The sequence below is a fragment of the Hyphomicrobium album genome (assembly GCF_009708035.1).
Classification (GTDB): Bacteria; Pseudomonadota; Alphaproteobacteria; order Rhizobiales; family Hyphomicrobiaceae; genus Hyphomicrobium_A; species Hyphomicrobium_A album.
Map to the genome: position 1 here is coordinate 46319 of NZ_WMBQ01000002.1, position 26319 is coordinate 72637.

At 66.3% G+C, this 26319-nt stretch carries 22 protein-coding genes; 14 read left to right on the top strand and 8 right to left on the bottom strand.

What is annotated here, in order from left to right; all coding sequences use genetic code 11:
* Positions 1-325 precede the first annotated feature (325 nt).
* The 4 genes from GIW81_RS12380 to GIW81_RS18910 all read left to right on the top strand — a co-directional run bounded on the left by GIW81_RS12380 (position 326) and on the right by GIW81_RS18910 (position 5360).
* A complete protein-coding gene (locus tag GIW81_RS12380; protein ID WP_154739702.1) occupies positions 326-1366 on the top strand; it encodes a class 1 fructose-bisphosphatase in 1041 nt (346 codons plus the stop codon).
* Between the two features lie 36 nt (positions 1367-1402).
* The gene (locus tag GIW81_RS12385) at positions 1403-2278 is read left to right on the top strand and encodes a phosphoribulokinase (protein WP_154739703.1); all 876 of its coding nucleotides are present in this window, start codon (positions 1403-1405) and stop codon (positions 2276-2278) included.
* A gap of 97 nt (positions 2279-2375) precedes the next feature.
* The gene (gene rpe / locus GIW81_RS12390) at positions 2376-3062 is read left to right on the top strand and encodes a ribulose-phosphate 3-epimerase (RefSeq protein ID WP_154739704.1); all 687 of its coding nucleotides are present in this window, start codon (positions 2376-2378) and stop codon (positions 3060-3062) included.
* Positions 3063-3131: 69 nt separating this feature from the next.
* On the top strand, positions 3132-5360 hold the full coding sequence (locus GIW81_RS18910; RefSeq protein WP_324615024.1) for a DUF2793 domain-containing protein: 2229 nt from the start codon (positions 3132-3134) through the stop codon (positions 5358-5360).
* Between the two features lie 8 nt (positions 5361-5368).
* On the opposite strand, the gene ubiE is transcribed toward GIW81_RS18910, so the two are convergent.
* Entirely contained in the window at positions 5369-6136 is a 768-nt protein-coding gene (ubiE, locus tag GIW81_RS12400) for a bifunctional demethylmenaquinone methyltransferase/2-methoxy-6-polyprenyl-1,4-benzoquinol methylase UbiE (protein WP_154739705.1), read from the bottom strand.
* Positions 6137-6214: 78 nt separating this feature from the next.
* Between ubiE and mutM the strand changes: the two genes are divergently transcribed.
* A complete protein-coding gene (gene mutM, locus GIW81_RS12405) occupies positions 6215-7102 on the top strand; it encodes a bifunctional DNA-formamidopyrimidine glycosylase/DNA-(apurinic or apyrimidinic site) lyase (protein WP_154739706.1) in 888 nt (295 codons plus the stop codon).
* On the opposite strand, the gene GIW81_RS12410 is transcribed toward mutM, so the two are convergent.
* Together GIW81_RS12410 and GIW81_RS12415 are read right to left on the bottom strand one after the other, a co-directional pair.
* Positions 7099-7713: a hypothetical protein gene (locus GIW81_RS12410; RefSeq protein ID WP_154739707.1), complete on the bottom strand. Its 615-nt coding sequence runs from the start codon at positions 7711-7713 to the stop codon at positions 7099-7101. The two genes, mutM and GIW81_RS12410, sit on opposite strands and share 4 nt — an antisense overlap.
* Before the next feature lie 25 nt (positions 7714-7738).
* Entirely contained in the window at positions 7739-8323 is a 585-nt protein-coding gene (locus GIW81_RS12415) for a hypothetical protein (protein ID WP_154739708.1), read from the bottom strand.
* A gap of 256 nt (positions 8324-8579) precedes the next feature.
* On the opposite strand from GIW81_RS12415, the gene rpsT reads away from it, so the two are divergent.
* The 6 genes from rpsT (at position 8580) to gyrB (ending at position 16865) form a co-directional block, all read left to right on the top strand.
* On the top strand, positions 8580-8846 hold the full coding sequence (gene rpsT, locus GIW81_RS12420) for a 30S ribosomal protein S20 (RefSeq protein WP_154739709.1): 267 nt from the start codon (positions 8580-8582) through the stop codon (positions 8844-8846).
* Between the two features lie 632 nt (positions 8847-9478).
* Entirely contained in the window at positions 9479-9922 is a 444-nt protein-coding gene (locus GIW81_RS12425; protein ID WP_324615025.1) for a rhodanese-like domain-containing protein, read from the top strand.
* A 292-nt stretch (positions 9923-10214) separates the two neighbouring features.
* On the top strand, positions 10215-11630 hold the full coding sequence (gene dnaA / locus GIW81_RS12430; RefSeq protein ID WP_229309402.1) for a chromosomal replication initiator protein DnaA: 1416 nt from the start codon (positions 10215-10217) through the stop codon (positions 11628-11630).
* 336 nt (positions 11631-11966) lie between these two features.
* Positions 11967-13085, top strand: coding sequence for a DNA polymerase III subunit beta (gene dnaN, locus GIW81_RS12435; RefSeq protein ID WP_154739711.1), 1119 nt, complete (start codon positions 11967-11969; stop codon positions 13083-13085).
* 50 nt (positions 13086-13135) lie between these two features.
* Positions 13136-14311 carry a DNA replication/repair protein RecF gene (gene recF, locus GIW81_RS12440; protein ID WP_154739712.1) on the top strand — a complete coding sequence of 392 codons (1176 nt, stop codon included), beginning with the start codon at positions 13136-13138 and terminating at the stop codon, positions 14309-14311.
* Positions 14312-14423: 112 nt separating this feature from the next.
* Positions 14424-16865, top strand: coding sequence for a DNA topoisomerase (ATP-hydrolyzing) subunit B (gene gyrB, locus GIW81_RS12445; protein WP_154739713.1), 2442 nt, complete (start codon positions 14424-14426; stop codon positions 16863-16865).
* Positions 16866-16884: 19 nt separating this feature from the next.
* Here gyrB and GIW81_RS12450 read toward each other — a convergent pair whose 3' ends face one another.
* The gene (locus GIW81_RS12450; protein WP_154739714.1) at positions 16885-17760 is read right to left on the bottom strand and encodes a hypothetical protein; all 876 of its coding nucleotides are present in this window, start codon (positions 17758-17760) and stop codon (positions 16885-16887) included.
* A complete protein-coding gene (locus tag GIW81_RS12455; RefSeq protein WP_154739715.1) occupies positions 17757-19532 on the bottom strand; it encodes an AAA family ATPase in 1776 nt (591 codons plus the stop codon). Before GIW81_RS12455 ends, GIW81_RS12450 begins: the two co-directional genes overlap by 4 nt.
* Before the next feature lie 157 nt (positions 19533-19689).
* On the opposite strand from GIW81_RS12455, the gene GIW81_RS12460 reads away from it, so the two are divergent.
* Positions 19690-20181 (top strand): MmcB family DNA repair protein, encoded by a 492-nt coding sequence (locus GIW81_RS12460; RefSeq protein WP_154739716.1) that lies wholly within the window; start codon positions 19690-19692, stop codon positions 20179-20181.
* Between the two features lie 16 nt (positions 20182-20197).
* On the opposite strand, the gene GIW81_RS12465 is transcribed toward GIW81_RS12460, so the two are convergent.
* Together GIW81_RS12465 and GIW81_RS12470 are read right to left on the bottom strand one after the other, a co-directional pair.
* The gene (locus GIW81_RS12465; RefSeq protein ID WP_154739717.1) at positions 20198-20767 is read right to left on the bottom strand and encodes an ActR/PrrA/RegA family redox response regulator transcription factor; all 570 of its coding nucleotides are present in this window, start codon (positions 20765-20767) and stop codon (positions 20198-20200) included.
* 256 nt (positions 20768-21023) lie between these two features.
* On the bottom strand, positions 21024-22391 hold the full coding sequence (locus tag GIW81_RS12470; protein ID WP_229309282.1) for an ActS/PrrB/RegB family redox-sensitive histidine kinase: 1368 nt from the start codon (positions 22389-22391) through the stop codon (positions 21024-21026).
* A 324-nt stretch (positions 22392-22715) separates the two neighbouring features.
* Here GIW81_RS12470 and GIW81_RS12475 point away from each other — a divergent pair, with 324 nt between their 5' ends.
* Together GIW81_RS12475 and GIW81_RS12480 are read left to right on the top strand one after the other, a co-directional pair.
* On the top strand, positions 22716-23324 hold the full coding sequence (locus tag GIW81_RS12475; RefSeq protein ID WP_154739718.1) for an SCO family protein: 609 nt from the start codon (positions 22716-22718) through the stop codon (positions 23322-23324).
* Positions 23325-23538: 214 nt separating this feature from the next.
* Positions 23539-24264 carry a M48 family metallopeptidase gene (locus GIW81_RS12480; protein ID WP_229309283.1) on the top strand — a complete coding sequence of 242 codons (726 nt, stop codon included), beginning with the start codon at positions 23539-23541 and terminating at the stop codon, positions 24262-24264.
* Positions 24265-24270: 6 nt separating this feature from the next.
* Here GIW81_RS12480 and GIW81_RS12485 read toward each other — a convergent pair whose 3' ends face one another.
* The gene (locus GIW81_RS12485) at positions 24271-26244 is read right to left on the bottom strand and encodes a transglycosylase domain-containing protein (protein ID WP_154739720.1); all 1974 of its coding nucleotides are present in this window, start codon (positions 26242-26244) and stop codon (positions 24271-24273) included.
* Positions 26245-26319: the final 75 nt, after the last annotated feature.

Below are 26319 nucleotides of genomic sequence, written 5' to 3' on the forward strand. Positions count from 1 at the left end.
GCAAAGTTTTCCCTTTGCCGTTCGTGGGTTGCGCGGCTTCATGGCGCCGCCGAGAGGTTGGAGGCATTCCAGCTGCAGGACGGTGAGAGCAGGACGAATGATATACTACTTTAGGTTGAAATAGGTCGTCGCGCCGGTCAAGCGCTCGTCTTGGAATGCACCCAGAAATTCTTGCGGCTGGTGATGCGGCAGCAGACGCGCCCATAAGCAATAAACAGGCGCGCCCTCGATCAAGCTGCGCGGCTCATGGCATAGATCGAGGTATGCGGCCGAAGACGGCCCGGAATATCAGCGGCGGCACATGCCGCAAGGGAACGGCCCGAGGATGGATCAGCCACAGACGCTAGCGGCGTATTTCGCCGGTTGGGCGGCCGACCGGCCCGCCCGCCGCGCCGTGGCGGCGACTGTCGGCGCGCTGGCCGAGGTGGCAATCGAGCTCACCGATCTGCTCGGGCAGGGCGCGCTCGCCGGACCCCTCGGGCGTTCGACGGGCAAGCCGGGTGAAGGCGACGAGCAGAAGGAGATCGATGTCCTCGCCAACAACCGCATCGTCGATGTGCTGCGCGGCGCTCCGGTGGCGGCGGTGGCGTCCGAGGAGATGGACGCGCCGCTTTTGCTCGAGGAGAAAGCGCCGCTGCTGGTGGCCGTCGATCCGCTCGACGGCTCCTCCAACATCGACGCCAACGCCTCGATCGGCACGATTTTCACGGTGTTGCCGGCACTTGAGCACAACGCCGAGCCGTCCGCCTTCATGCAGCGGGGCGTCAACCAGCTCGCCGGCGGCTTTTTCGTCTATGGCCCGCAGACCGTGCTCACCGTTACCGTCGGCGCGGGTACGCAGATTTTCACGCTCGACCGGCGCAGCGGAACGTTCCTGCTGACGCACGCCAAGGTCGAGATACCGCTGCGCACGAGCGAGTACGCGATCAATGATTCCAACACGCGCCACTGGGACGATCCGATCCGCACCTATGTCGAGGACTGCCGGCGTGGCAAGGAAGGGCCGCGCGGTCGCGACTTCAACATGCGCTGGACCGGCTCGCCGGTAGCCGACATCTATCGCATCGTGTCGCGCGGCGGGATTTACCTCTATCCGGGCGACAAGCGCCGCGGTTTCCGCGACGGGCGCCTGCGCCTGATCTACGAGGCAAACCCCATGGCCTGGGTCGTCGAGCAGGCAGGGGGGGTGGCGTCCACGGGGCGCGAGCGGCTGCTCGAGGTGACGCCGACGTCCCTGCACCAGCGGGTGCCGATGATCGCCGGCTCGCGTATCGAGGTCGAGCACGCGGTGCGTCTGCACGATGGGTTGCAGAGCCGCGGCGAGCGTTCGCCCCTGTTCAGCCGACGGGGCCTGCTCCGGTTCTAAATAAATCAAGAATTATAAGGCAGTCTCGCCCCTACCATGTCAGCCAAGCACCCCATCATCTCGGTCACGGGCTCCTCCGGCGCCGGCACCACCTCGGTGCGGCAGACGTTCGAGAACATTTTCCGCCGCGAGCACATCACGGCGGCGTTCATCGAGGGCGATGCCTTCCACCGGTACGGGCGTGCCGAAATGGAGCAGGCCATCGTCGAGGCGCGGCTGAGGGGTAACAACAACTTTTCGCACTTCGGCGAGCAGGCGAACCTCCTGTCCGAGCTCGAAGAGGTGTTCCGCACGTATGGCGAAAGCGGTCGCGGCCGCACACGTCACTACATCCACGACGAGCACGAGGGGGAGCGCCGTGGCAGGGGCGTCGGAACCTTCACCGACTGGGAAGACCTGCCGCGCGGGACGGACCTCTTGTTCTATGAAGGCCTGCACGGGGCCGTCGTCACGCCGACGGTGGACGTGGCCAGGCATGCCGACCTCAAGATCGGCGTCGTACCGGTCATCAACCTCGAATGGATACAGAAGCTCATTCGCGACAAGTCGGCGCGCGGGTACTCGCACGACGAAGCCGTCGAGGCGATCCTGACCCGCATGCCGGACTACGTGAACTACATCTGCCCGCAATTCACCGAGACCGACATCAACTTCCAACGCGTGCCGACGGTCGACACGTCGAACCCCTTCGTGGCGCGATGGATACCGACGCCGGACGAGTCAATGGTCGTCATCCGCTTCCGCGACCCGCGCGGCATCGACTTTCCCTACCTGCAATCGATGATCCCGCAGAGCTTCATGTCGCGCGCCAACTCGGTCGTCATTCCCGGCGGCAAGCTCGATCTGGCGATGCAGCTCATTCTGACGCCACACATTTTGACGCTGGTCGAGCGCAGGCGCCGCACGACCTAGCGGCGCTTTTGCACAGGGTGCCAGCACGGCAAGACGCGCACGGCGTCGGTCGCTAGAATAGCGTTACGGCAACGGGCCGCTTGAGGACTTGGATAACATGGCTCGCTCAGTGACGATTGCTCCTTCGATCCTGTCGGCCGACTTCAGCCGGCTGAAGGAGGAGGTCGCGACGGTGGAGGCCGCCGGTGCCGACTGGATCCATCTCGACGTGATGGACGGTCACTTCGTGCCCAACATCACGTTCGGACCGCCGGTGGTGAAGGCGCTGCGCCCGCACTCGAAGAAAGTCTTCGACGTGCACCTGATGATCGCGCCGGCCGACCCGTATCTGGAAGCGTTCGCCGAGGCGGGGGCCGACATCATCACCGTGCACCCCGAGGCGGGGCCGCACCTTGATCGCACGCTTCAGTCCATCAAGGCACTGGGCAAGAAGGCGGGCGTGGCGCTCAACCCGTCGACGCCCGAGAGCGCCATTGCCTACGTGCTCGACCGTCTCGATCTCATCCTCCTGATGACCGTCAATCCCGGTTTCGGCGGGCAGAGCTTCATCCCGGCCGTGGTCGACAAGATCCGCCGCGTGAAGGCGATGATCGGAACGCGGCCGATCGACATCGAGGTGGACGGCGGCGTAACGCCGGAGACCGCACCGCTCGTCGCCGCGGCGGGCGCCAACGTGCTCGTTGCCGGCTCGGCGGTGTTCAAGGGCGGCACGCGCGACAGCTACGCGGCGAACATCGCCGCCATCCGCAAGGCGGCCGACGCCGCACGCAAGGCCGCGGCGTAGCCACGCGAGTTATCCTCGCCGTCCACTGCCGTGCCTATCCTCGCGCAACGAACCAGTTGCGAGGATCGCGTGGACTCAACGCCCAACCTCGGCCTGCCGTACATCATGGCGGCCCAATCCCAGAAGCACGTCACCCACAACGAGGCGATCCGCGCCCTCGACGCCGTGGTCCAGCTCAGCGTGCTCGACCGCCATCTCGGCGCGCCGCCATCCTCCCCTGCCGAGGGCGCCCGCTACATCGTTGCCACCAGTCCGAGCGGCGGGTGGAGCGGGCAGGCGGGTAAGGTCGCGGCGTATCAGGACGGCGCGTGGATGTTCTACGTGCCGAGCGAGGGTTGGATCGCCTGGGTGGCCGACGAGGACATCGCCGTCGTGTGGACGGGCTCCGCGTGGGGCTCGCTGGCGACGGGCGAAGGCGGCGGCGGTGGGGGCGACGGCGACTTCGAAACGCTCGGTATCAACGCGACGGCCGATACGACGAACCGGCTCGCCGTGTCATCCGACGCCACGCTGCTCAATCACGACGGCGACGGACATCAGCTCAAGATCAACAAGGCTGAAGTAGGCGACACGGCTAGCCTGCTCTATCAGACCGGCTTCTCGGGGCGGGCCGAACTTGGCCTCGCCGGCGACGACGACCTCCACTTCAAGGTGAGCGCCGACGGAGCGACGTGGAAGGAGGCGATCGTCATCGATCGCGGCTCGGGCGAGGTGTCGTTCCCCTTCACGTCGCTCGGCGAGGGCGGGAGCGGCGCGCCGACGGACGGCGAGTACATCGTCAAGGCGGCGAGCGCCGGCCTGTCGGCGGAGCGCGTTCTGACCGACACGGCGACGGTGACCTGGGACTACGCGACCGGCGGGCAGGCCAAGGCCAGCGTGCCGAACGCCGCGATCACCTATGCCAAAATCCAGGACGTCTCGGCGACGGATAAGCTGCTTGGGCGCGCCTCGAGCGGCGCCGGCGACGTTGAGGAGATCGCCTGCACGGCGTTTGCCCGCTCGGTGCTCGACGACGCCGACGCGGCGACGGCGCGCACGACGCTGGGCTTAGCCATTGGCACCAGCGTGCAGGCCCATCACGGCCATCTCTCCGACATCGCGGCACTCGACCCCGAGGACGGCGAGGCGATCGTCTGGGACGGCGCTTCCGGTCACTTCACGACTGCGACCGTCGAAGGTGGCGGGGGTGGCGGCGGCGCGCCGACCGGCGCCGAGTACATCCTCAAGGCCGCGCACGGCAGCTTGTCGGCCGAGCGTGTGTTGACCGATACGGCATCGGTCACCTGGGACTACACCACCGGGGGGCAGGCGAAAGCGAGCGTCGCTGGGTTCGACGAGTTGCTGCTGTCGCACTCGCTGCTGACGCTGCAGGTGGCGGACCTCGCCAACACGGCGATCTTCACCTCGAACAATCGGGTAGCCGACAGCTTCGACGCGCTGACCTACGTCGATACGGCCGGCACTACCAATCTCGACAGCGGAACGGCCGGCGTCCTGAAGCCGACGGTGGCAAGTCCATCGCTGATCTCCACAGGCACCGGCAGCGTCGTCGGCAACATGACGACCCGCGGCGGCACCGCCGCCTCGTCGGATGGGACCACGAGCCAGGCGGCGTCGGCCTCGTCGGGCATCACCGCCACGTCCGGCTTCGTCGGCAAGGACTGGGGCAGCGGTAACTCGAAGACCATCGGCCGCTTTCGCGTCTTCAGCGCCAACAACACCGAATGGACCGTCAACAGCGGCGGCAACATCACCATCGAGCTGCGCGGGCACTCGTCGGCGCCGTCGACCGGCCCTGAGGGCACGCTGCTGTACACGTCCTCAGCGGTCAACACCGGGACCGGCATCGTGCACGACGTCTCGTCGGGCATCACGGCCTCGACGGCCTACCGCTACCATTGGATGCGCATCTCGCACGATCTGGGCGGCGGCTTCGAGCTGGTCGTGGCAGAGGTGCAGCTCTACGAGGCGGGGGTCACCAACAACCTGACGGTACGCTCGGCGGCGTTCACCGCGGCGTCTGCGCCATCGGCGATGAAGGGCGTTATCCGCGTCAAGGAAGTGGACGCGGCGACGGCCGGCACCGACTACACGCTCGAATTTTCACGCGACGACGGCACGACCTGGTCGGCGGCGACGCTCACCGAAGTGTTCACCGCGCCGGGCTCGATCCGCGTGTGCGAGACCAACCTCGTCGACGTCACCGGCCAGCCATCGGGCACGGCGCTGCGCTGGCGGTTCAAGACGCTCAACAACAAAATGGTCGAGCTGCACGACGCGTTTCTCTACTGGCAATGAGCCGAGCGTCAGATCTTCCAGCCCGAATGAATGGCGGCGACGCCGCCGGTGAGGTTGCGGTAGGTGACGCGCTCGAAACCTGCCTCACGCACCATGCGTGCGAACACTTCCTGGTTGGGGAACTTGCGGATGCTCTCCACCAGATAGCGGTAGGGCACCGCCTCGCCGGCGATCGCCTGGCCCAGGCGCGGGATGACTTCGAAGGAGTGGAAGTCGTACAGCCGGTCGAGGATCGGCACCTGCACCTCGGAGAACTCCAAGCACAGGAAGCGGCCGCCGATCTTGAGCACGCGGTAGGCCTCGCGCAGCGCCGCGTCGATGTGCGTCACGTTACGGATGCCGAAGGCAATGGTGTAGGCATCGAAGGACCGGTCGGCGAACGGCAGTGCCTCGGCGTTGCCCTCGGTGAAGGCGATCCGCTGCTCGAGCCCGGCCTCGGCCACGCGCCGCTGGCCGACGGCGATCATCTCTGGGCTGATGTCGCACAGCATCGCCGTCGCGTTGGGGCCGCTGGCGCGCGCATAGCGCAGGGTCACGTCGGCGGTGCCGCCGGCGACGTCGAGCAAGCGGAACGGCTGCTCGCCGCGCGGCGGGTTCAGCTGGGCGATGAGGTCGTTCTTCCACAGGCGGTGCAGGCCGCCTGACATCAGGTCGTTCATCAGGTCGTAGCGGTCGGCGACAGCCGCGAACACGCGGTTGACGAGGCCTTGGCGCTCGTCGGCGGAGACGTCGCGGTAGCCGAAGGACGTGGAGGTGTCGGGGGATGTATCGGTCATGGCGCGAGCATAGCTAAGAGGGGTCGACCGCGCTATGCTGGGGGTTCCCCAATGTTTCTCGCGTGATAATCCCCCGACATGCCCGAGCTGCCTGAAGTCGAGATCGTGCGGCGCGGCCTGGAGCCGGCACTGACGGGCAAGGCCTTCGCGCAGGTCGAACAGCACCGGCCAGACCTGCGATTTCCGCTGCCGAAGAACTTCCCAGGGGAACTCCGTGGGCGGAAGGTGGAGCGGCTGGAGCGGCGGGGAAAGTACCTGCTGGCACGCCTTTCAGGCGGGCGTGTGCTCCTCATGCACCTCGGTATGACCGGCTGTTTCACCGTGCATGAACCGCAATCCACACGCAAAATGCCGCCGATGGTTAACGATACCCGTGGCGGCAAGCATGGCGCGCACGACCACGTCGTTTTCCATATGCGGGGCGGCGGCAGCGTCACCTACAACGACCCGCGTCGCTTCGGCTTCATGATGCTCATCCCCGAGAAGGACCTCGACGAGCATCCGCTGCTGCACCACCTCGGCGTCGAGCCGCTCGATGGAGGGTTGACGCCCGAGTATCTGGCGCAGCGGGCGCGCGGCAAGAAGCTCACTCTCAAGCCGTTTCTCGCCGATCAGCGCATCGTCGCCGGGCTGGGGAACATCTACGCCTGCGAGGCGCTCTACCGGGCACGACTGTCGCCGACGCGCGGCGCCGCAACGATCGCGACGTCGACGGGCAAGCCGACCGCACGTGCCGTCGCGCTGGTGCAGGCAATCAAGGAGGTGCTCGCGGATGCGATCAATGCCGGCGGCTCCTCGATGCGCGACTATCGCAACGCCAATGGCGAGCTCGGCGCCTTTCAGCACAAGTTCTGCGTCTACGACCGCGAGGGCAAGCCGTGCCTGCGCAAGGGCTGCGGCGGCACCGTGCGCCGCATCGTGCAGAGCGGCCGCGCGACCTTCTACTGTCCGCGCTGCCAGCGCTAGGCGCGCGTCGGCTCGAGCGCGCGCCGGCGGCGATAGGTGTAGAGCGAGACGAGCGAGATCGCCGCCACGGTGAGGCCGCCGGTGAGGAAGACGACGTTGGCGGCCCAATCGGCCTTCTCGGTCGCGAGCTTGCCGGACGACACGAGATAGGCGAGCGCGATAACGACGGCCGCGAGCTGCAGCCAGGTCATGACGAGCAAGATATTGAGCGACCGCGCTTGCGCCTGGCGGTCGCGGCCGCTCGCAAGCTGGTGGGCGAACCACAACGTTGCCAACGCCAAGAGCGCCATTCCGGCGCCGTACTGCCACCAATGGCGCCAGGCGAGCCCGGTCAGCGAGTAGATCGCGAACATCGCGGTCGCGCCCCAGGCATAGACGAGCGCCGTCAACATCGTGTTGCTCCACGCCCACTCGAAGTCGGCGGCCGGGTTGGCGGGTGAGCGCCACAGCGGGGCGTTGATGCGCAGCAACGCAAAGAGCACCTGGACGGCGAACAGTCCGGCGGCAAGAGCGAGCGTCGCTGTCGAGTCACGCGCTGCCGCCAGCACGCATACAAAAATGCTGAGCGCGAAGGCGAGCAGCAGCGTCGGCAGCATGGATCGAAAGGACATTCCAGTACTCGTCATGGCATTGCGACTACGTGCGCCGTGCGGCAGGGCCCCACAGGGCATTGGCGCTGATCGCTGCCAGTGCGGCGGCACCGAAGAAGAAGATCGCGTTCGCCGCCCAGTCGGGCTCGCTGGGATCGCGCGGCATCTTCTTGTCGATGATCATGCCGATCATGGCGATCGCCATGCCGACAAGCTGACCGATGGTGAGATAGCGGGCGATGGAGAGCAGCGTGTTGTCCTGGCGGCCGGCGGCGGCGTCCTTCGACATCATTGACGCGAAGAACAGGCACAGGCCCGCGACGGCGCCACCGGCGAGCACGTACTGCCACCACTCGTGCCAGCTCAGCACGAAGCGATAAGTGAAGAGCATGCTGAGCGCCGCCCACGCCCAGACGAGCGCCATAGAGTTGGCCGTCGTACTGGCAAGCGCGGGCTCGCCCCCACCGGCGGCGACGACGCGGCGGCGCTCCCAGACGGCGAGCAGTATGAAGACGAGGCAGACCACGGCCGTCACGGCCATATGCCCGACTTGCCCGCTGTTGGCGGCCGCGACGGTGACCGCGGCGGTCCCCGCCGCCAAAGCCACGACCCAAAGCCAAACCGAATTCATTCCGCCCCCGTGCCTCCCCGCCGCGTTCCGATGTACCGCCAAGAGAGCCTGGAGTTGCGGTTCTGGCAAGCCCGGCGGGCCTTTACGGCGGCGCAACCGCCCGTTGACCCTACACTTTGCGGCGTCTATAGGATCGCGACTTGGCCGCTCGGAGCTTCATGTTTCGGGCGGCTAGCGCATTTGAAGATGCGCTGCACAGAGTGGCAGCGGCCGCGGCCCGACGATGGCAGGGCGGGTGATACAGAGGAACTACGACATGGCGAATACGAAGTCTGCAAAGAAGGCGGCCCGTCAGGCAATCCGCCGCACGGAAGTGAACAAGTCTCGCACCACGCGCGCGCGCACGGTTGTGCGTTCGGTCGAGGAAGCCATTGCATCGGGTGACAAGGATGCTGCAGCGAAGGCGCTGCGCGACGCCGCGCCGGTTCTCGCGCGCACCGCGCAGAAGGGCGTCATTCACAAGAAGACCGCGAGCCGCAAAGTTTCGCGTCTCTCCGCGCGCGTCAAAGCGATGGCGAAGTAAGCTCGCGACTGCTCGGGCCACTCCAAATCGTGGTGCGGTATGTTCGCAACAGCATCACCGCACCATCCACCGTCAGCCCACGAGTCTTAAACAGACCTAAGTGACGGATTCCGCGACGCAGATGCGTCGCGGTCGCGGGTCAAAACCCGCAAGGCGCTCAGACGAGCGCGACATCGGCGCAAATGGAAAATGACGTTTCGACGACGTATCAGAGGACAAGTTTCTCTGATCGTCGACGCGCGCGTGCGAGCCCGATAAATCATGAACTTGCTCAGCCCGATATCCACAAGTGCTGTGGCGAACTCACAGGATATCCACTGGTTCGGCGTGCTCGCGCACACCTCTGCAACCAGGCGCGTTGCCGCCTCTTACCCTTGCTTAAGGCAGAGTTAAGGGTTACGGTTCTTGAGGTCGCCGCGCTTGGGTTTATCCAGCGTTCCAGCGCAGGTCGCCGCCAGGTTTTGTACAGTATCGCGTCCCTGGTTTCACCGAAGCTTATGAGTGTTTCATGCGTATCTTTCTGGGCGCTTGCCTGGAGGGTCGAGGAGTAGTTTTCTCTAGTCCTCGTTGGTGAGTTGAGCAGGCCGTCTGATAGATAGTTTTTTCAGTCCGGCCTGTGAGTGGAGGCGCAAGTGCAGTCGTTGGAAGTCGTCCACATCGAGGACGTGCCTGTGGAAGAGGTCTGGGCACACCTCGCGAAGGATGCAGGGTCGGTTCTGATCGATGTGCGGACTCGAGCAGAATGGACTTTCGTGGGGCTGCCCGATCTCAATGAAATTGGGAAGCGGGTGCTCACGGTGGAATGGCAGACGTGCCCCGAGAGCAAAGTCGATGCGGGCTTCTCGGAGCGGATGACCAAAGCGCTCGATGCGGCGGGCGCCACTAAAGACAGCGAATTGTTCTTCATATGCCGATCCGGCGCGCGCAGTCGCATGGCAGCGGAAGCCATGGCGAACGTCGGCTATCGACGAAGCAGGAATGTGGCGGACGGTTTCGAGGGGCCTCTCGACGCCGATCGCCATCGAGGGCAGGTCGCCGGTTGGAAGGCGGCCGGTCTTGCTTGGGTGCAGGGTTAGCACCCGTTACCGGAAGACCTGAACTGAGCTCTATTGCGCAGCCGCGGCGGCGGAAGGCGACGGTGGAACTTTGTCCGGGTGACTTTGAGGTGCAAGTCAAACAAGTTCAATAAGTGCGGGGGTTTCACACATGCAGACGATTCAAAAGGCGGAACGTTCCGTTGCAGGCGGCTTTGCGGGCGCAGCCACCAACGGTCTTGAAGATCGCACGGCAACCACACCCACTGCCGGTCCCTCACCGGCGCTCACCACCACCAATCCCGACGAACAGCGCGGCCACAAGGTGCGGGCCATGCTGCGCGCGCGGCTCGGCGACGACATCTTCACCAGCTGGTTCAACGCGCTCGACTTCGAGAGCTTCGAGTCCAGCACGGTCAAGTTCTCGGTGCCGGTGAAGTTCCTGCGCACCTGGATCCAGTCGCACTACTCGGAAGATCTGCTCGCCTGCTGCCAGGCCGAGTTCAAGGGCGCCGAGAAGGTCGAGGTCGTTCTGCGCCAGCCCGGCAACAATGCCGGTGCGCGCATGGAGGCCGAGGCTGCGGCTGCTGCTGACACTACCAATGCTGCTCGCAACGGTAGCGCGCAGTCTGATGCCGGCCAGCGCGGTCCGATGTTCATCGCGGCCGTTCCGGCGGCTGGGCGCACCAGCGTCGGCGGCTTCGAAGGCTCGCCGCTCGATCCGCGCTATACGTTCGAGAGCTTCGTTGTCGGCTCTTCGAACCGCATGGCGCATGCCGGTGCGACGCAAGTTGCGGAGACGGCTCTGGGCGAGGCACCGGGCTTCAACCCGCTCTACATCCACTCGCCGGTCGGTCTCGGCAAGACGCACTTGCTGCATGCCATCGCCTGGGAGGTGAAGCGCCGCTCGCCGAACGCGCAGGTGCTCTACCTGACGGCCGAGCGTTTCCGCTACCAGTTCGTCGAAGCACTGCGCAGCCAAGATCCGCTGGCGTTCAAAGAGAAGTTCCGCGGCATCAACGTGCTGCTGATCGACGACCTCGAGTTCATGCACGGGGAGCGTACCGAGCAGGAGTTCGACCACATCATCAACTCGCTGCTCGACGGCGGGCGGCAGGTCGTGGTGGCTTCGGCACGTGCTCCCAACCACATCGAGCGTCTCAACGAGCGCATGCGCTCGCGGCTGCAGCGTGGCCTCGTCACCGAGATCGGCACGCTCGACCACGAGCTGCGCTTGAAGGTGCTCGAGAAGCGATTGGCCGAGAAGCGGGCGAGCGACCCGTCCTTCACGCTTAGCCGCGATATCCTGGCGCTGCTTGCCGAGCGGCTCACGGAGAGCGGTCGCGAGCTGGAAGGGGCGATCACCCGCCTCTACGCCACGTGGCAGTACATGCGCACGGCGATCACTCCCGACGTTGCCGAGACTGTGATCCGCGATCTGGTGCAGGGGCTGGAGCCCCGTCGCATCAAGATCGAGGACATCCTGCGCATCATCTCGCGCCACTTCGGCGTGTCGAAGGGCGACCTGCTCTCGCAGCGCCGCCATCGCTCGGTCGTCTGGCCGCGCCAGGTCGGCATGTACCTCGCCAAGCAGCTGACTGCCCGTTCGCTGCCCGAGATCGGCCGCCGCTTCGGCAACCGCGACCACACGACGGTGTTGCACGCAATCCGCAAGATTGAGGGCGAATTGGCGGGCAACCCCCGTCTGAAGGAAGAGCTGGAGGAACTGAAGCGCCTGCTCAGCCATTGAAGGTCGCCCGTCACAAACGGCCCGCCGCGCTTGGGGCGAGTGCGACGGGTTCTAGCGGGGAGGGGCGGCGTCGCACGGCGCCGCTCCTTTACCGTAGCTGGGCCCAGCCAAGGCAGCCGGGCCCGGCAAACCCTGCGGGATACCCGCCGGCTCTTGAAAATAACCGCCGCATCGGGTCATGTTGACCGGGGGCGAATCCTTTAAAAGACCGCCAGTCTCTGGTCCCGCCGAGCTTCCCCCCTCTCAACAAGGCCTGTCTTGCGACCTCGGCCGAGGTCGGCTCCAGGCAACGCGGTTCAGGCAATTGGCCAAAATGAACGTGCCGAGGATGCTTCCATGCGGCTAGTGATCGAACGTGGTGAACTGTTGCGGGCGCTCGGCCACGTGACCAGCGTCGTCGAACGGCGCACCACCATTCCCATACTTTCCAACGTACTGTTGCGGGTGCGCGAGTCGACGCTCGAGTTCAAGGCGACCGACCTGGAGCGCGAGGTGATAGAGGGCGTTGCGGCCGACGTGCAGCAGCCCGGCGCCGTGACCGTGCCAGCGCACATGTTGCACGACATCGTCCGCAAGCTGCCCGACGGCAGCCAGGTCGACATTCGCCGCGACGCGGAGAAGGAGCGGCTGACGCTCGCCGCGGGGCATGCGCGCTTCGCGCTGCAGACGCTTCCCGCCGAGGACTTTCCCGACATCGGCATCGGCGAGATGGGCCAGGAGTTCGAGCTCACCGCGCAGGACTTGAAGCGGCTGATCGACAAGACGCGCTTCGCCATCTCGACGGAAGAGACGCGCTACTACCTCAACGGGATCTATCTGCACACCGCGCAGTCGAACAACAAAGCGACGCTGCGCGCCGTGGCGACCGATGGGCATCGTCTGGCGCAGGTGGAGCTGCCGCTGCCGAAGGGCGCGGAAGGCATGCCGGGCGTCATCATCCCGCGCAAGACCGTGCACGAGCTGAACCGCCTGATCGAGGGCAGCTCGGCGGCGGTGAAGGTGGCGGTGAGCCCCGCCAAGGTGCGCTTCGAGATCGGCAGCGTGACGCTGACGTCGAAGCTGATCGACGGCACGTTCCCCGACTACGGCCGCGTCATCCCGCAGGGCAACGACAAGGAGCTGACCGTCTCCAATGCCGAGTTCATGAGCGCCGTCGACCGCGTGTCGACGATCGCGTCGGAGCGCGGCCGGGCGGTGAAGCTCAACATCAAGCCGGACAAGCTGGTGCTGTCGGTCAACAACCCCGAGGGCGGCAGCGCCACCGAGGAGATCGGTGTCGAGTACTCGTCATCGCCCCTTGAGATCGGCTTCAACGCTCGCTACCTGCTCGACATCGCCGGGCAGCTCGAGGGCGAGCGGGCGACGTTCAAGCTCGCCGATCCGGGCTCGCCGACTATGGTCAACGATCCGGGCGACGCGACGGCGCTCTACGTACTGATGCCGATGCGCGTCTAGCCGTGGCGTTGGCCGCCCGCTGCATCGCTATCGAAGGCGCGAACTAACCCATGCTCTGGGTCGAGCGGCTCACGCTGTCCAACTTCCGCAACTACACGCACGTGGCGCTCGAGGCAGGGCCCGAGCCGCAGGTGCTGATCGGCCCCAACGGCGCTGGCAAGACCAACCTCTTGGAAGCCGTGTCGTTGCTGTCGCCGGGGCAAGGCATGCGCCGCGCCGCTTATCCCGATCTCGCCCGCGCGACCGGCGACGGCGGCTGGGCGGTCGCCGCGCATACGCATACGCACACGGGGCCGATCGACATCGGCACCGGGCTCCTCGCCGAGAATGCGGAGAGCGAGCGCGCGGGAAGAATCGTCCGCATCAACGGCGAGACGGCGGGGGCGGGTTCGCTCGCCGACTACATAGAGGTCGTCTGGGTGACGCCGGCGATGGACGGGCTGTTCTCCGGCCCGGGTTCCGAACGCCGCCGCTTCCTCGATCGGCTGATCCTGTGCTTCGACCCCGGCTATCGCAGCGTCGCCTCCCGCTTCGAGCGCGCCATGCAGCAGCGCAACCGCCTGCTCGCCGACGGCGTACGCGATGCGTCGCGCTTCGAGGGTCTCGAATTGCTCATGGCGGAGACCGGCGTCGCCATCGCCGCGGCGCGGGCCGAGGCGGTCGCCGCGCTCGCTGCAATCATGGCCGAGCGTACGGCGCGCGATCCGCATTCGCCGTTCCCGCCCGCTGGTCTGGCGCTGGAAGGTGGCCTCGAGGCCGATCTCGAACGACTTCCGGCCGTGGACGTCGAGGACACCTACATCGAGCGCTTGCGTGCCGGCCGCGAACGCGACCGCGCCGCCGGGCGGACGCTCGACGGGCCGCATCGCACTGATCTGCTCGTGGCGCACGCGCCGAAGGCCATGCCGGCGCGGCTGTGTTCCACCGGCGAGCAGAAGGCGCTGCTCATCGGCTTGGTGCTCGCCCACGCCGAGCTGGTGACGCGACGGCGGGAGGCGGCGCCCATCCTCCTCCTCGACGAGGTGACGGCGCATCTCGACGCCGAGCGGCGAGCGGCGCTGTTCGCTGAAATCCTGCGTCTGGGCGCGCAAGCGTGGATGACCGGGACCGACGCGGAGGCCTTCTCCTGGCTCGCCGGAAAGGCTCGATTCTGGCGGGTGGAGGACGGCCTTCTGAGCGCTTTGCCGATTGTGCCTGCGCACGGTGCCGCAGCACCTTCTAACTAACGGAAATTATTCATATTTTTGTTCAGGCTCGCACGGCCCAAAAGGTGCTTTTCGCGGGCTTTTGTGGTATACATAAAAGCGACGCAGAACGACCCCTAGGACAATCCGGAAAATGAGCGCTTCGCCCGCGAAGAAAACCACGGGCGCCGAAGAGTACGGCGCCGACCAGATCAAGATGCTGAAGGGCCTCGACGCCGTTCGCAAGCGCCCGGGCATGTATATCGGCGACACGGACGACGGGTCGGGCTTGCACCACATGATCTACGAGGTCGTCGACAACGCCGTCGACGAGGTCCTCGCCGGACATGCGAAGGCGTGCACCGTAACGCTCAACCCCGACGGCTCGTGCACCGTGCGCGACGACGGGCGCGGCATACCGACCGGCATCAAGTCCGACGACGACAATGACCCCAAGCGCTCGGCGGCGGAGATCGTGTTCACCGAGCTGCACGCCGGCGGCAAGTTCGACCAGAACTCCTACAAGGTCTCGGGCGGCCTGCACGGCGTCGGCGTGTCCGTCGTCAACGCGCTGTCCACGTGGCTGCGGGCGCGCATCTGGCGCGAAGGCAAAGAGCACTTCATCGAGTTCCACGACGGCGTTCCGGTGGCGCCGCTGAAGGCCGTCGGCGACGGCAAGGGTGAGCGCGGCACGGAAGTGTCGTTCCTGCCAAGCCCCAACACCTTCACCAAGACCGAGTTCGATTTCGCCACGCTCGAGCACCGCCTGCGCGAGCTCGCGTTCCTCAACTCCGGCGCCAAGATCGTGCTGACGGACGCGCGCCACGCCGACGTGAGACGCGAGGAAATGCAGTACGACGGCGGCACCGCCGCGTTCGTCCGCTACCTCGATCGCTCGAAGCAGTCGCTGATCGCCGAGCCCATCATGCTGACGGGCGAGCGCGACAAGGTCATCGTCGAGGCGGCGCTGTGGTGGAACGACAGCTACCACGAGAACGTGCTGCTGTTCACCAACAACATCCCGCAGCGCGACGGCGGCACCCATCTCGCCGGCTTCCGCGCGGCGCTGACGCGCATCATCAACAAGTACGCGGGCGAAAGCGGCATCGCCAAGAAGGAGAAGGTCGACCTCTCCGGCGAGGACGCGCGCGAGGGTCTCACCTGCGTGCTGTCCGTCAAGGTGCCCGACCCGAAGTTCTCCAGCCAGACGAAGGACAAGCTGGTCTCGTCGGAGGTGAAGCCGGTCGTCGAGAGCATCATCGGCGACCAGCTGATGGCGTGGTTCGAGGAGCACCCCAAGGAAGCCAAGACGATCGTCGGCAAGATCGTCGAGGCGGCGCTCGCCCGCGAGGCGGCGCGCAAGGCGCGCGAGCTGACGCGGCGCAAGAGCGCCCTCGACGGCCTGCGGCTGCCCGGCGGCCTCGCCGAATGCCAGGACCGCGACGCGGCCAACACCGAGCTGTTCATCGTCGAGGGCGACTCGGCAGGTGGCTCCGCCAAGCAGGGCCGCAAGCGCGAGTTCCAGGCGGTGCTCCCGATCCGCGGTAAGATCCTCAACGTCGAGCGGGCGCGCATCGACAAGATGCTGTCGTCGGAGCAGGTGACCAACATCATCGCCGCGCTCGGCACCGGCATACGTGACGACTTCGACGTGTCGAAACTGCGCTACCACAAGATCATCATCATGACGGACGCCGACGTCGACGGCGCTCACATCCGCACGCTGCTGCTGACGTTCTTCTACCGGCAGATGGTGGAACTGGTGGAAAAGGGCCACGTCTTTATCGCCCAGCCGCCGCTCTACAAGGTGGCGCGCGGCAAGTCGGAGACCTACCTCAAGGATCAGCCGGCGCTGGAGGACTTCCTCGTCAATTCGGGCCTCGAGGACACCGTGCTGGTCACCGGCGCGGGCGAGGAGCGGGCCGGCAAGGATTTACGCTCGATCGCCGATCAGGCGCGCCGCGTCGTCGCGCTGATCGACGGATTGCATTCGCGCTATTCGCACAGCGTCGTCGAACAGGCGGCGATTGCCGGAGCCTTCGACACCACATTGGTGCAGTCGGCGGCGCAAGCCAACGCCATCGCCGAAGTCATCGCCAAGCGGCTCGACTCGATCTCCGAGGAGACGGAACTCGGCTGGCACGGGCGCTACGGCAACGACGGCTTCCATTTCAAGCGCGAGGTCCGCGGCGTTACCGAGGCACACACGCTCGACCTGGCGCTGCTCGGCTCGCTCGATGCGCGCCGGCTGAACGAGCGGCACAAGTATCTGGCCGAGGTCTACTCGAGCCCGGCGAAACTGCGCCGCAAAGCCGAGACGATCCCGGTCTATGGCCCGCGCACGCTGCTCGATGCGATCTATGAGGCGGGCAAGAAGGGCATTTCGCTGCAGCGCTACAAAGGCCTCGGCGAGATGAACCCCGATCAGCTGTGGGAGACCACCCTCAACCCGGATGTCCGCACCCTGCTGCAGGTGAAGGTGGGCGAGGTGTCGGAAGCGGACGAGATCTTTTCCAAGCTGATGGGCGACGTGGTGGAGCCGCGGCGCGAGTTCATCCAGGACAACGCGCTCACCGTCGCCAATCTCGACGTCTAGCCGTCGCCCGCGCTCGCACCTAGCGGACGAGGAAGAGCGGGCACTCGAGCACTTGGGTAAGCGGCCGCAGGCTGGCGCCGGGCGCGATCAGCCGGCCGCCGTACTGCGCGAGGGCAAAGCCCGGCTTGTGCCGCTGCAGGACCGCGGCGAGCGGCGCCGGGTCGTCGTTGGCGGCCAGCACCGTCTCGAACTCGGCGATCTCGCCGTCGTCGCCGTCGGCACAGAGCAGCCGCGCCTCGCCCTCCATCCAGGCAAGCTCGTCGCGGCGGTCGCCGACCAGGGTCAGCTTCACGTCGCCGCCGGTGACCGTCGTCAGCCGCTGTGCCGCTTTCAGCATCGGTCCGAGGCGCTCGAATTCCTCCACCACGGCCACCACCGGGCCTTGGGTGCGCCGCGCCAGCGGGCCGACGATCACGGCGCCGGTCGTGTCGCGCACCCGCTCGAACAGCTCGGACAGGCGGGCTTCGTCGCTCGGCGCCAGCGGCTCGCCGACGACAATGACGTTCCACGGGCCGTTCTCGGCGCAGGCGCGTGCCAGACCACGCAGCGGCTCGTCGCGGACGACGCGCGCGTGGCAGGGCACGGAAACGGCTGCGCCGGCCTCTGCCACCTGCCGATGCAGGGCGGCGGCGGCAAAGCGCATCTCGCGCTCGAGCGTCGCTTGCGGCAGTGGCTGCCAGCTGCCGCCCGAAGATCCGATGGCGCGGGCGAAGGGGAACTCGGCAAGGTCGAAAAGTTGCTTGTCCTCGATGTAGAGACTCTCGACCGCGGCCTGGAAGGCCTGGGCGATCGACATGGCCGCGTCGATGGCGATACGGCTGGCGCCGGCCGAGCCGCCGAGCCACAGCACGACGCGGCCACTGCGTTCTCCGGCGGCGGCGACGTGCGCGATCATGATGCCTCCGCCAACTTTCCACTAGGCTCCGACGAGCGCCGCTGGCGCAGCGCTCGTTCGACGTCGAGGGCGGAGATAGCGTCGCGGCTCTCGTTTGCCGCCCAATGGTCTGCCCCGCGGCAGACGTCGATAAGATCGCCGATGAGCACGGACAGCTTGCCTTTACCGCCGGCACGGTGCGCCGCCTCATCGATCAGCAGCGCAACGCCCGCAGCATCCACCGGCCGCAGGCCCTGCTTGTCGATGATGCCGGCAACGATACGTGCCAACATCTCGACCGTCTCTTTCGTACGCTCCACCGCGTGCTCGAACACCGCTTCGACCTTGAACATGCGGCGCAGCGCGGCGTTGCTGGTGAGACGGCGTTGCATCTCTGCGTTGGCGAAAACAACCAATCGCACATTGAGCGGGATCGACTCTAGGTCCGGCACCTCATCGCCCACGGCGCCGATGGGGCTCGTCGGTGGATCGAAGCGGATCTCCTCGGCATCGAGCGCGCGCCGCAGCGCCTCCGCCGTCGAAGGACTGTCGAGCAGCGCATCGCAGTCGATCAAGAGATAGCCGCCGTTGGCGCGATGCAGCGAGCCGGGCTTGATGCGCACCACCTGGCTCGGTCCATCTCCGCCGGGCGCGAGCTCGACGCGTCCAAATAGATTGGCATAGGTGGGGTTGGCGTCCTGCACGATCGGGGCGCCCGACCCGGCCGAGGTCGTCGCCATCACGTGGACGGCATAGCGGCCAAAGCGCGGGTGCGCTGCCGCCGCGCGCGAAGGCTTGCCGACGTGGGCTCCGGGCTCGGCGACGAACAGCCCGGCGTTGCGCACGAGGTCGCGCGCCGCCGCCTTGAGGTAGCTTTCGACACCGGCAACATCGGCAAATTCCGATTTGATATCGTCGAGAGCCGCACGCACGTGGCGGCCGGCGATCTGCTCGTTGAGCGCAGCGAGGCGGGCGCGGCGGTCCTTCTCGGCTTCGGGCCGCTCGGCGAGGATCGCCTCGATCTCGGCCTCGAGCGCTGCGATCTTCGTTTCCACCTCGCGGCGTAGCGCCTCGGGGACCGAGTTGAAGACATCGGTCTTGACCACCTTGCCTTCCAGAACGGGTGCCACGGCGATGCCGGCAGGCGTGCGCAGCAGCGCTATGTTCTGCGACTCGGCCTCGCGGCGCAGGGCCTCGAGCGCGTCCTCGCGGCTGAAGCGGAACTCTTCCTCGATGGTGCGCCGCTTCAGGTCGTAGTCATCGGCGGCGAATGCGGCGGGAAGTGCCTCGGCAAGGTGATCGATAGCGAGCGCCATCTTCTCCGCGAACGGCTTGGCCGCCCCTGGGGGCAGTTTCAGAGCGCGAAAGCCGCCAGTTGGATCGAAGGAGCTGACGTAGACCCAATCGGCTGGCCGATCGGCCTTGGACGCGGCCTCTTGCAGCTTGGTGCGCGTCGCCGTGCGTCGGCCGGAGCCCGTCGGCCCGACGACCAGCATATGATAACCCGAGCCCTTCATGCCGGCCGCAAATGCGATGGCTTCCATCGCCTTCTCCTGGCCGATGGGCCCCGCGGCGGGTTGCAAGTCGGCGGTGGTCTTGAAGCCGAGGCTCGCCGGATCAGTTAGCCCGGAGGAATTCGTGTGCGCGCCGAGCGGCAACGCCGGCTCGATGGGTTCGGCCGGTGTGGCAGCGACGGGCGCTTCCCCGGGCTCGGCGGATTGTGCGGCCGGCGCCGCTTCGGGCGCTTCGGCAGCCGCCTTGCTCTTGTCTACCTTGGAGCGTTTGAAGAACATGGGGTCGGCGCTCGTCCCTCGATGAGTTGCCCGCGACACCTAGAAGATTCGAGCACGCCACGGCCAGCTCGATTGGCAGCGGTACGAGCGCAAGACGCGCCGAGCGTTCCACCCCCTCGATCGTCGCCAGCCGAATGCACCCGTGCATGGTGGTTAAATGACGGCAGTTACGCATAAACCCGGGGAAACGGGCGGCGATGTGGCAGAAGCGCCGTGCCGCGACGCGGTCACGCGCGAGGTGTGCCGCGGGGTAGGGCGGCTGCTGCGGGCGCTCTCATTCGCAGTCATCAACGAGCTGCCGCTGCCCAACGGCCGGCGCGCCGACGTGGTGGGATTGTCGCCATCGGGCGACATCTGGATCGTCGAGGTGAAGTCGTGTCTGGAGGACTTGCGCGTCGACGCCAAGTGGCCGGAATACCGAGAGTTTTCCGATGCGCTGTTCTTCGCGGTGGCCCCGGACTTTCCGCAAGCCGTGCTGCCGGGAGACACCGGGCTGATCCTCGCCGACCGCTATGGAGCGGAGATCGTTCGCCAGGCGCCGGAGACGCGGCTCGCGGCGGCGCGGCGCAAGGCGATGACGCTGCGCTTCGCGCGCGCGGCGGCATTCACCCTGCAGGGGCTGGTGGACCCAAGCCTGGAGAACTCGTGAAGGGTGCGGCGCCGAATTACTTCGGCGCGCGCTTGGCGAGGATGCGTTGCAGGGTCCGGCGGTGCATGTTGAGGCGACGCGCCGTCTCCGACACGTTGCGGTTGCACAGCTCGTACACGCGCTGAATGTGCTCCCAGCGAACGCGGTCGGCCGACATCGGATTCTCCGGCGGCGGCGCCTTGTCGTCGGAAGGAGCGAGCAGCGCGTCGGTGACGTCGTCGGCGTCGGCGGGCTTCGCCAAATAGTCGACGGCGCCGAGCTTCACGGCGGTCACCGCGGTGGCGATGTTGCCGTAGCCGGTCAGCACGATGGCGCGGGCGTCGGGACGCGCGCGGGCAAGCTCGGCGATGACCTCGAGGCCGTTGCCGTCCTCAAGACGCATATCGACGACGGCGAAAGCAGGCGCGCGCTCGCGGATGAGATCGATGCCCTCGGCGATCGAGTGCGCGCCGCGCACCTCGAAGCCGCGCAGCTCCATCGCGCGCACGAGGCGCTGCGCGAACGCGCGGTCGTCGTCGACGATGATCAGCGATCGATCCTCGGGAAGCTCATCCTGTCGGAAGGAAAGATCTTCTGGTTGGTTCATTGTTCCTCCGGCCGCTCCGGACTCGGCAGCAGCGTTTTTCGCCTCCACGGACGCCTCCTACGCAAAACGAGAATTGCTATTTGAGGGTCGTCTTGGCGATCGCAGGCCGACCCACGGCGACCTCAAACCTGGCTCAGGCGTGTAAGGTCGCACCTTGTCGCAGGTCTGTCAGCCTCAAGTTAGCCTTTTTGTCAACGCGGAATTAGTTGAAACGCCGTTTTTGAGCGCTGCGGGGCCTGAATCTCAGGCCGCTTGGTTACTGACTGAGAATAACTGCGCGGGGCCAGCTGACGGTCACGATCGCTCCGCTCTGGCCGCCGGTGCGATTGGCGAGGCCGACGGTCGCGCCGGATCGCTCCAGCAGCGTCTTGGCGATGAAGAACCCTAGCCCCAGCCCGGTCGAATCCTCATCCAGCACGCCGTCCGACGTTTCCGCCGGCCGCGTCGTCACATAGGGCTCGCCGATATTGTCCATGACCTCGGCGGGGAACCCCGGCCCGTCGTCGGCGATGGTCACCGTGAGCCCGCTGGCATTCCAATGGGCCGTGACGTCGACGCGCGATTTGGCGAACTCAGAGGCGTTCTCGATGATGTTGCCGATCCCGTAGATGACACCGGGACGCCGTTCGACCTCGGCCTGCCGCCGTCCCGGCGACGTGGACTCAGCTGCCGGTGCAGCGGCGATGTTGATGGCGATCTTGTCGGAAAAATAGGGCTCTGCCGCTTCCTCCAGCATGGCGCGGACACTGACGCGCGCGTGCATCGGGTCTTCTTCGCCAGGATGACGCGTCAGCTTCTGCAGGATCTCGCGGCAGCGCAGGGCCTGCGTCTTCAGGAGCGCGATGTCCTCGTACAACGGGTTGTCGGGCTTGATCGTGAGCTCGAGCTCCTTGGTCACCAGGACGATTGTGGAGAGCGGCGTACCAAGCTCGTGCGCGGCAGCGGCGGCGAGCCCGTCGAGGGCGTGCAGCTTCTGCTCGCGCGCCAGCACGATGTCGGTGGCGGTGAGCGCGGCCGACATCTGCCGCGACTCCTTCGTCAGCCGCCAGGCGTAGAGGCCGATGAACGTCGTCGAGACGCACAAGGCCGCGAATGCGCCGAGCTTGTAGGCGATTGGAAGCTCCAGCTCGATGCCGGGAATCCACGGCAGCGGCTCGTGGAAGCGGACGAGAAATGCCGCCGCGGCCAGCGCGACGAGGCCGAGCGCGATGGTGTTGCGCAAGGGTAGGGTCGCGGCCGAGACCGTGACCGGCGCCACCATCAGCATGGCGAAGGGATTGTCCATGCCGCCGGTGAGGAAGAGAAGCGCCGAGAGCTGCAGGATGTCGTAGACGAGTAGCCCGCTGGCGTAAGGGATGCTGAGGCGGTGCCGCGACGGATAGGAGACGGCCAGGAACACATTGAGCCACGCCGAGAGCGCGATCACGGTGAGGCAGGCGCCGATCGGCACGTAGAAGCCGAGGACGAGCGACACAATCGAAATCGCGGCGAGCTGGCCCAGTACCGCAATCCAGCGCAAGCGAATGATCGTGTGCAGACGCAGGCGGCTGTTGACCGGATCGGCGAGGATGCGCTGGGTCTTTTTCTTCTTGGTGAAGGTGAGCGAGCGGAACGTCTGCAGCAACGCGCAAAATCCCTAAATAGCGGCCAAGGGGAGCATAGCATGCCGGCACGAGACTGGAGTGCCGCGCTAGCCGTGCATATGCGAACAGGCCCGCATGGCGCATCAACTATATGAGATCGCGGTTTCCGCGCGGTGCTATCTTGCGCCCGATTGGGTCGCCGGACCGACGCCATCGCCGCCCGGCGCGCTAGGGTGGACGTCGTTTGGCCGCGCTGGCTGGCCTATATCGGCGCGATGGAAGCAACGCGACGCTAACGCATGGTGCGGTGAGTTGCGCTCGCGGCGCTGACGGCTTAATTGGCCGGGGCGGAGGAAGACGGCAGCATGCATACAAAGATCATCGTCAGTGTCGTGTTGGGAGTCTTGCTCGGCGCGGTGGCGGCCGTCGCCGTGTTCCCCGAGGCCCGCAATAAGTTCTTTCCACAATCGCAGACGCAGACGAGCGGCAAGGCACTCATCGGCGGACCGTTCACGCTTACCGATGCGAGCGGCAAGACGGTAACAGACGCCGACTATCGCGGACGCTACATGCTCGTCTTCTTCGGCTTCACCGGCTGCCCGGACATTTGTCCTGCGGGCCTGCAGCTGATTTCCGCGGCGCTCGACAAGATCGGCGCGAAGGCCGACAAGGTCACGCCCATCTTCATCAGCGTCGATCCGGCGCGCGACACGCCGCAGAAGGTCGGCGCCTACGCGAAGAACTTCAACGATCGCATCGTCGGGCTTACTGGAACGCCGGAAGAGATCGCCGCCGTCGCCAAGGCCTATCGAGTCTTCTACGAGAAGACGCCGAACGAAAGCGTGCCAGCCGAGTACGGCATGAACCACACATCGATCATTTATTTGATGGGTCCGGACGGGACGTACGTCGCGCACTTCAATCCGACGACGAGCGTCGATGCGATGTCGGAGAAGTTGAACAAGCTTCTTTAGCCATAGTTCCATTACGCGGCGGGATGGCCACAGTGTTGCCTCATCGACCGCTCAATGGAGCTTTGTGTCTGGCGGGGCGCTCGAATTTCGATTAGGTCAGAAGATGCCTGTCGACCAATGTGTGTTGCGCATTGGCTGCACCAGGATGTTCCGACCAACGCCGTGTTGCTACACGAGGGGGAAGTCGGTGCGGAAAAAAGTTCGGGGGCCTGCATTGAAGCGACCGCGCATCGAAGAACTCGATTGCCCGGTTGAAGTTAGACGACACCCAGGCGCGCGCCGTCTAACGCTGCGTGTCAGCCGCACGCGACGTGCGGTCATCGTAACGCTTCCCGTCCAATGCGATCTCGGCGAAGCCGGCTCCTTCCTCAATCGCAATCTCGAGTGGGTGCGCGAGCGCCTCAGCTCCATTCCGCAGCCTGTGCCGTTCACGAATGGCGCGCTGCTGCCGCTGCGCGGCGAGTTCCACAACATCGTGTTCACCGGCAAGCGCGGGACCGGCGGCGTTGTGCGCGCGCAGGCTAATCCATCTGGTCTGCCGGAGTTGCGCGTGTCGGGTCGCGTCGAGCATGCACCGCGCCGCTTGCGCGACTGGCTCGCCGAGGAGGCGCGCCGCGATCTCGATGCGCGCGTGCTCGTCCACACACGCGCGCTCGGCATGAAAGCCAAGCGCATCGCCATTCGCGATCAGGCGACGCGCTGGGGTTCGTGCTCGACGACGGGCGTGCTGTCGTTCTCCTGGCGGCTCATCCTCGCGCCAGCGCGCATCTTGGATTACGTCGCGGCGCACGAGGTCGCGCATCTCGCCGAGATGAACCACGGTCCGCGCTTCTGGGCGCACGTCGAGCGGCTGCTGCCGACGATGAAAGAGGACAAGCGCTGGCTGCAGCTGTACGGCCTCGACCTGCATCGCTACGGGCCGACCGAGCACGCCGACTGACGGCGGCTACCGCGCCAACAATTGCTCCACAGAGCCGGTTTCGCTCGGCGGTTGCTGCTGTTCCAACAGCGCGCGGGCGATGAAATCGTCAGCGATAGGCTCGGCGGGATAACCGCGCAGCGGTTCCGCCACGCGGCTCGGCTCGCCACCGGCGAGCGGCACCGGCGGCTTGCCGGCGTGGGCGCCAATCATGATCTCGCGCCAGATCTCGGCCGGCAAGCTGCCGCCGACCACACGGTTCATGCCGCTGCCGTCGTCGTTGCCCGCCCAAACGCCGGTCGTCAGGTACCCGGTGTAGCCGATGAACCAGGCGTCGCGGAAACCCTGGGAGGTTCCGGTCTTGCCGGCGGCGGCGTGCATGGGAATGGCGGCGCGCCGGCCGGTACCTTCGTTGAGCGCCGTGCTCAGCATGTCGTTGATGGCGACGACCTTCTCCGGCGCGAGAACTTGTGCGGCGACCGGAGCCTGGCGGGCGAACAGCACATCGCCCGCGAAGGTGCGCACGCGGCGCACGGCGTAAGGCTCAACGGCGCGGCCGCCGTTGGCGATGACGTTATAGGCGCCCGTCAGCTCGAGCAGCGAGACCTCGGAGGTGCCGAGCGACAACGTCGCGTCCTTGGCGAGCGGGGAACGGATGCCGAGCCGCTTTGCAACGTGTGCGACGCGCGCCGGCCCGACCTGCACCGTCAACCGTGCCGCAACCGTGTTCACGGATTTGGCCAGCGCCGTGCGCAGCGGCATCGGCCCGAGATATTCGCCGTTGTCGTTGCGCGGCGCCCAGCCGCCGACGCTGAGCGGCAGATCCTCGACGACGCTGTCGGGTGTGTAGCCGGCTTCGAGCGCAGCGAGATATACGAACGGCTTGAAGGCGGAGCCGGGCTGGCGCATCGCCTTGGCGGCGCGGTTGAACTGGGTCTCGGCATACGAGCGCCCGCCGACCATGGCGAGCAGCGCGCCGTCGCGATCGAGCACCACGGCCGCAGCCTCGCCCGCCTGCAGCGTCGGGCCGCGCTGGTCGACGAATTGCTCGACGATGGCCGAGGCATTGGCCTGCATGTGGCGGTCGAGCGTCGTCTCGACGATCAGACCTTCGGCGCCGCCGGCGACCGCCATCACGTAGACGGGCGCCAACTGATCCATGACGAAGTCGACGGCATAGTCGGCGCCGGCCGGCTTGGCGTTCTGGGACCGCTCGAACGAGCGCGAGACCTCGTCCGATGCCTGCCGTTCCTGGTCCTCGGTGATGAAGCCGGCTTCCTGCATCTGCGACAGCACGAGCTTGGCGCGCGAGCGGGCGAGGCCGGGGTTGGACAGCGGCGAGAATTTCGATGGCGCCTTGAGGAGACCGGCGATCATCGCCGCCTCGGCGAGCGTCAGACTGCGCGCCGGCTTGCTGAAATAGCGGCGCGATGCGGCGTCGATGCCGTAGGCGCCGGAGCCGAGATACACGCGGTTGAGGTACAGCTCGAGGATGTCGGCCTTCGACAGCCGCGACTCAAGCCACAGCGCGAGCGTGAACTCCTCGAGCTTGCGCGACAGCGTGCGGTCGTGGCTGAGGTAGAGGTTCTTGGCGAGCTGCTGGGTGAGCGTCGAGCCGCCCTGCACGGTGCGGCCTTCGCGGAGGTTGATGAACGCCGCACGCACCATGCCCCAGGGGTCGACGCCGTGGTGGTCGTAGAAGCGCTGGTCCTCGGTGGCGATGACAGCGTCGGTGACGTAGTGCGGCAGCAGATCGAGCGGCACGTAGTCGTCACCCCCACCACGCTCGCTGATGATGGTTCCATCGCGGGCGAGGATACGCACCAGAGGGGCGTTGTCCTTGCGGCGGAGCGTCAGCGGATCGGGATAGATGACGGAGTAGTAGATCATCAGCCCGACGATGCCGGCGACGGTACCCGCCAGCGCGTAGATGGGCGCCACGATGGCCAGGCGCTTCAACGATGAGCGCTTGGGTTTCGGCGGTGACGAAAAGAGGCCCATGCGAGGCCTGCTCCGAACGGCAAATGTTGCTGAAACCTTGCGGCACGCAGCGCGCGCCTTCTTAAGATACTCCGG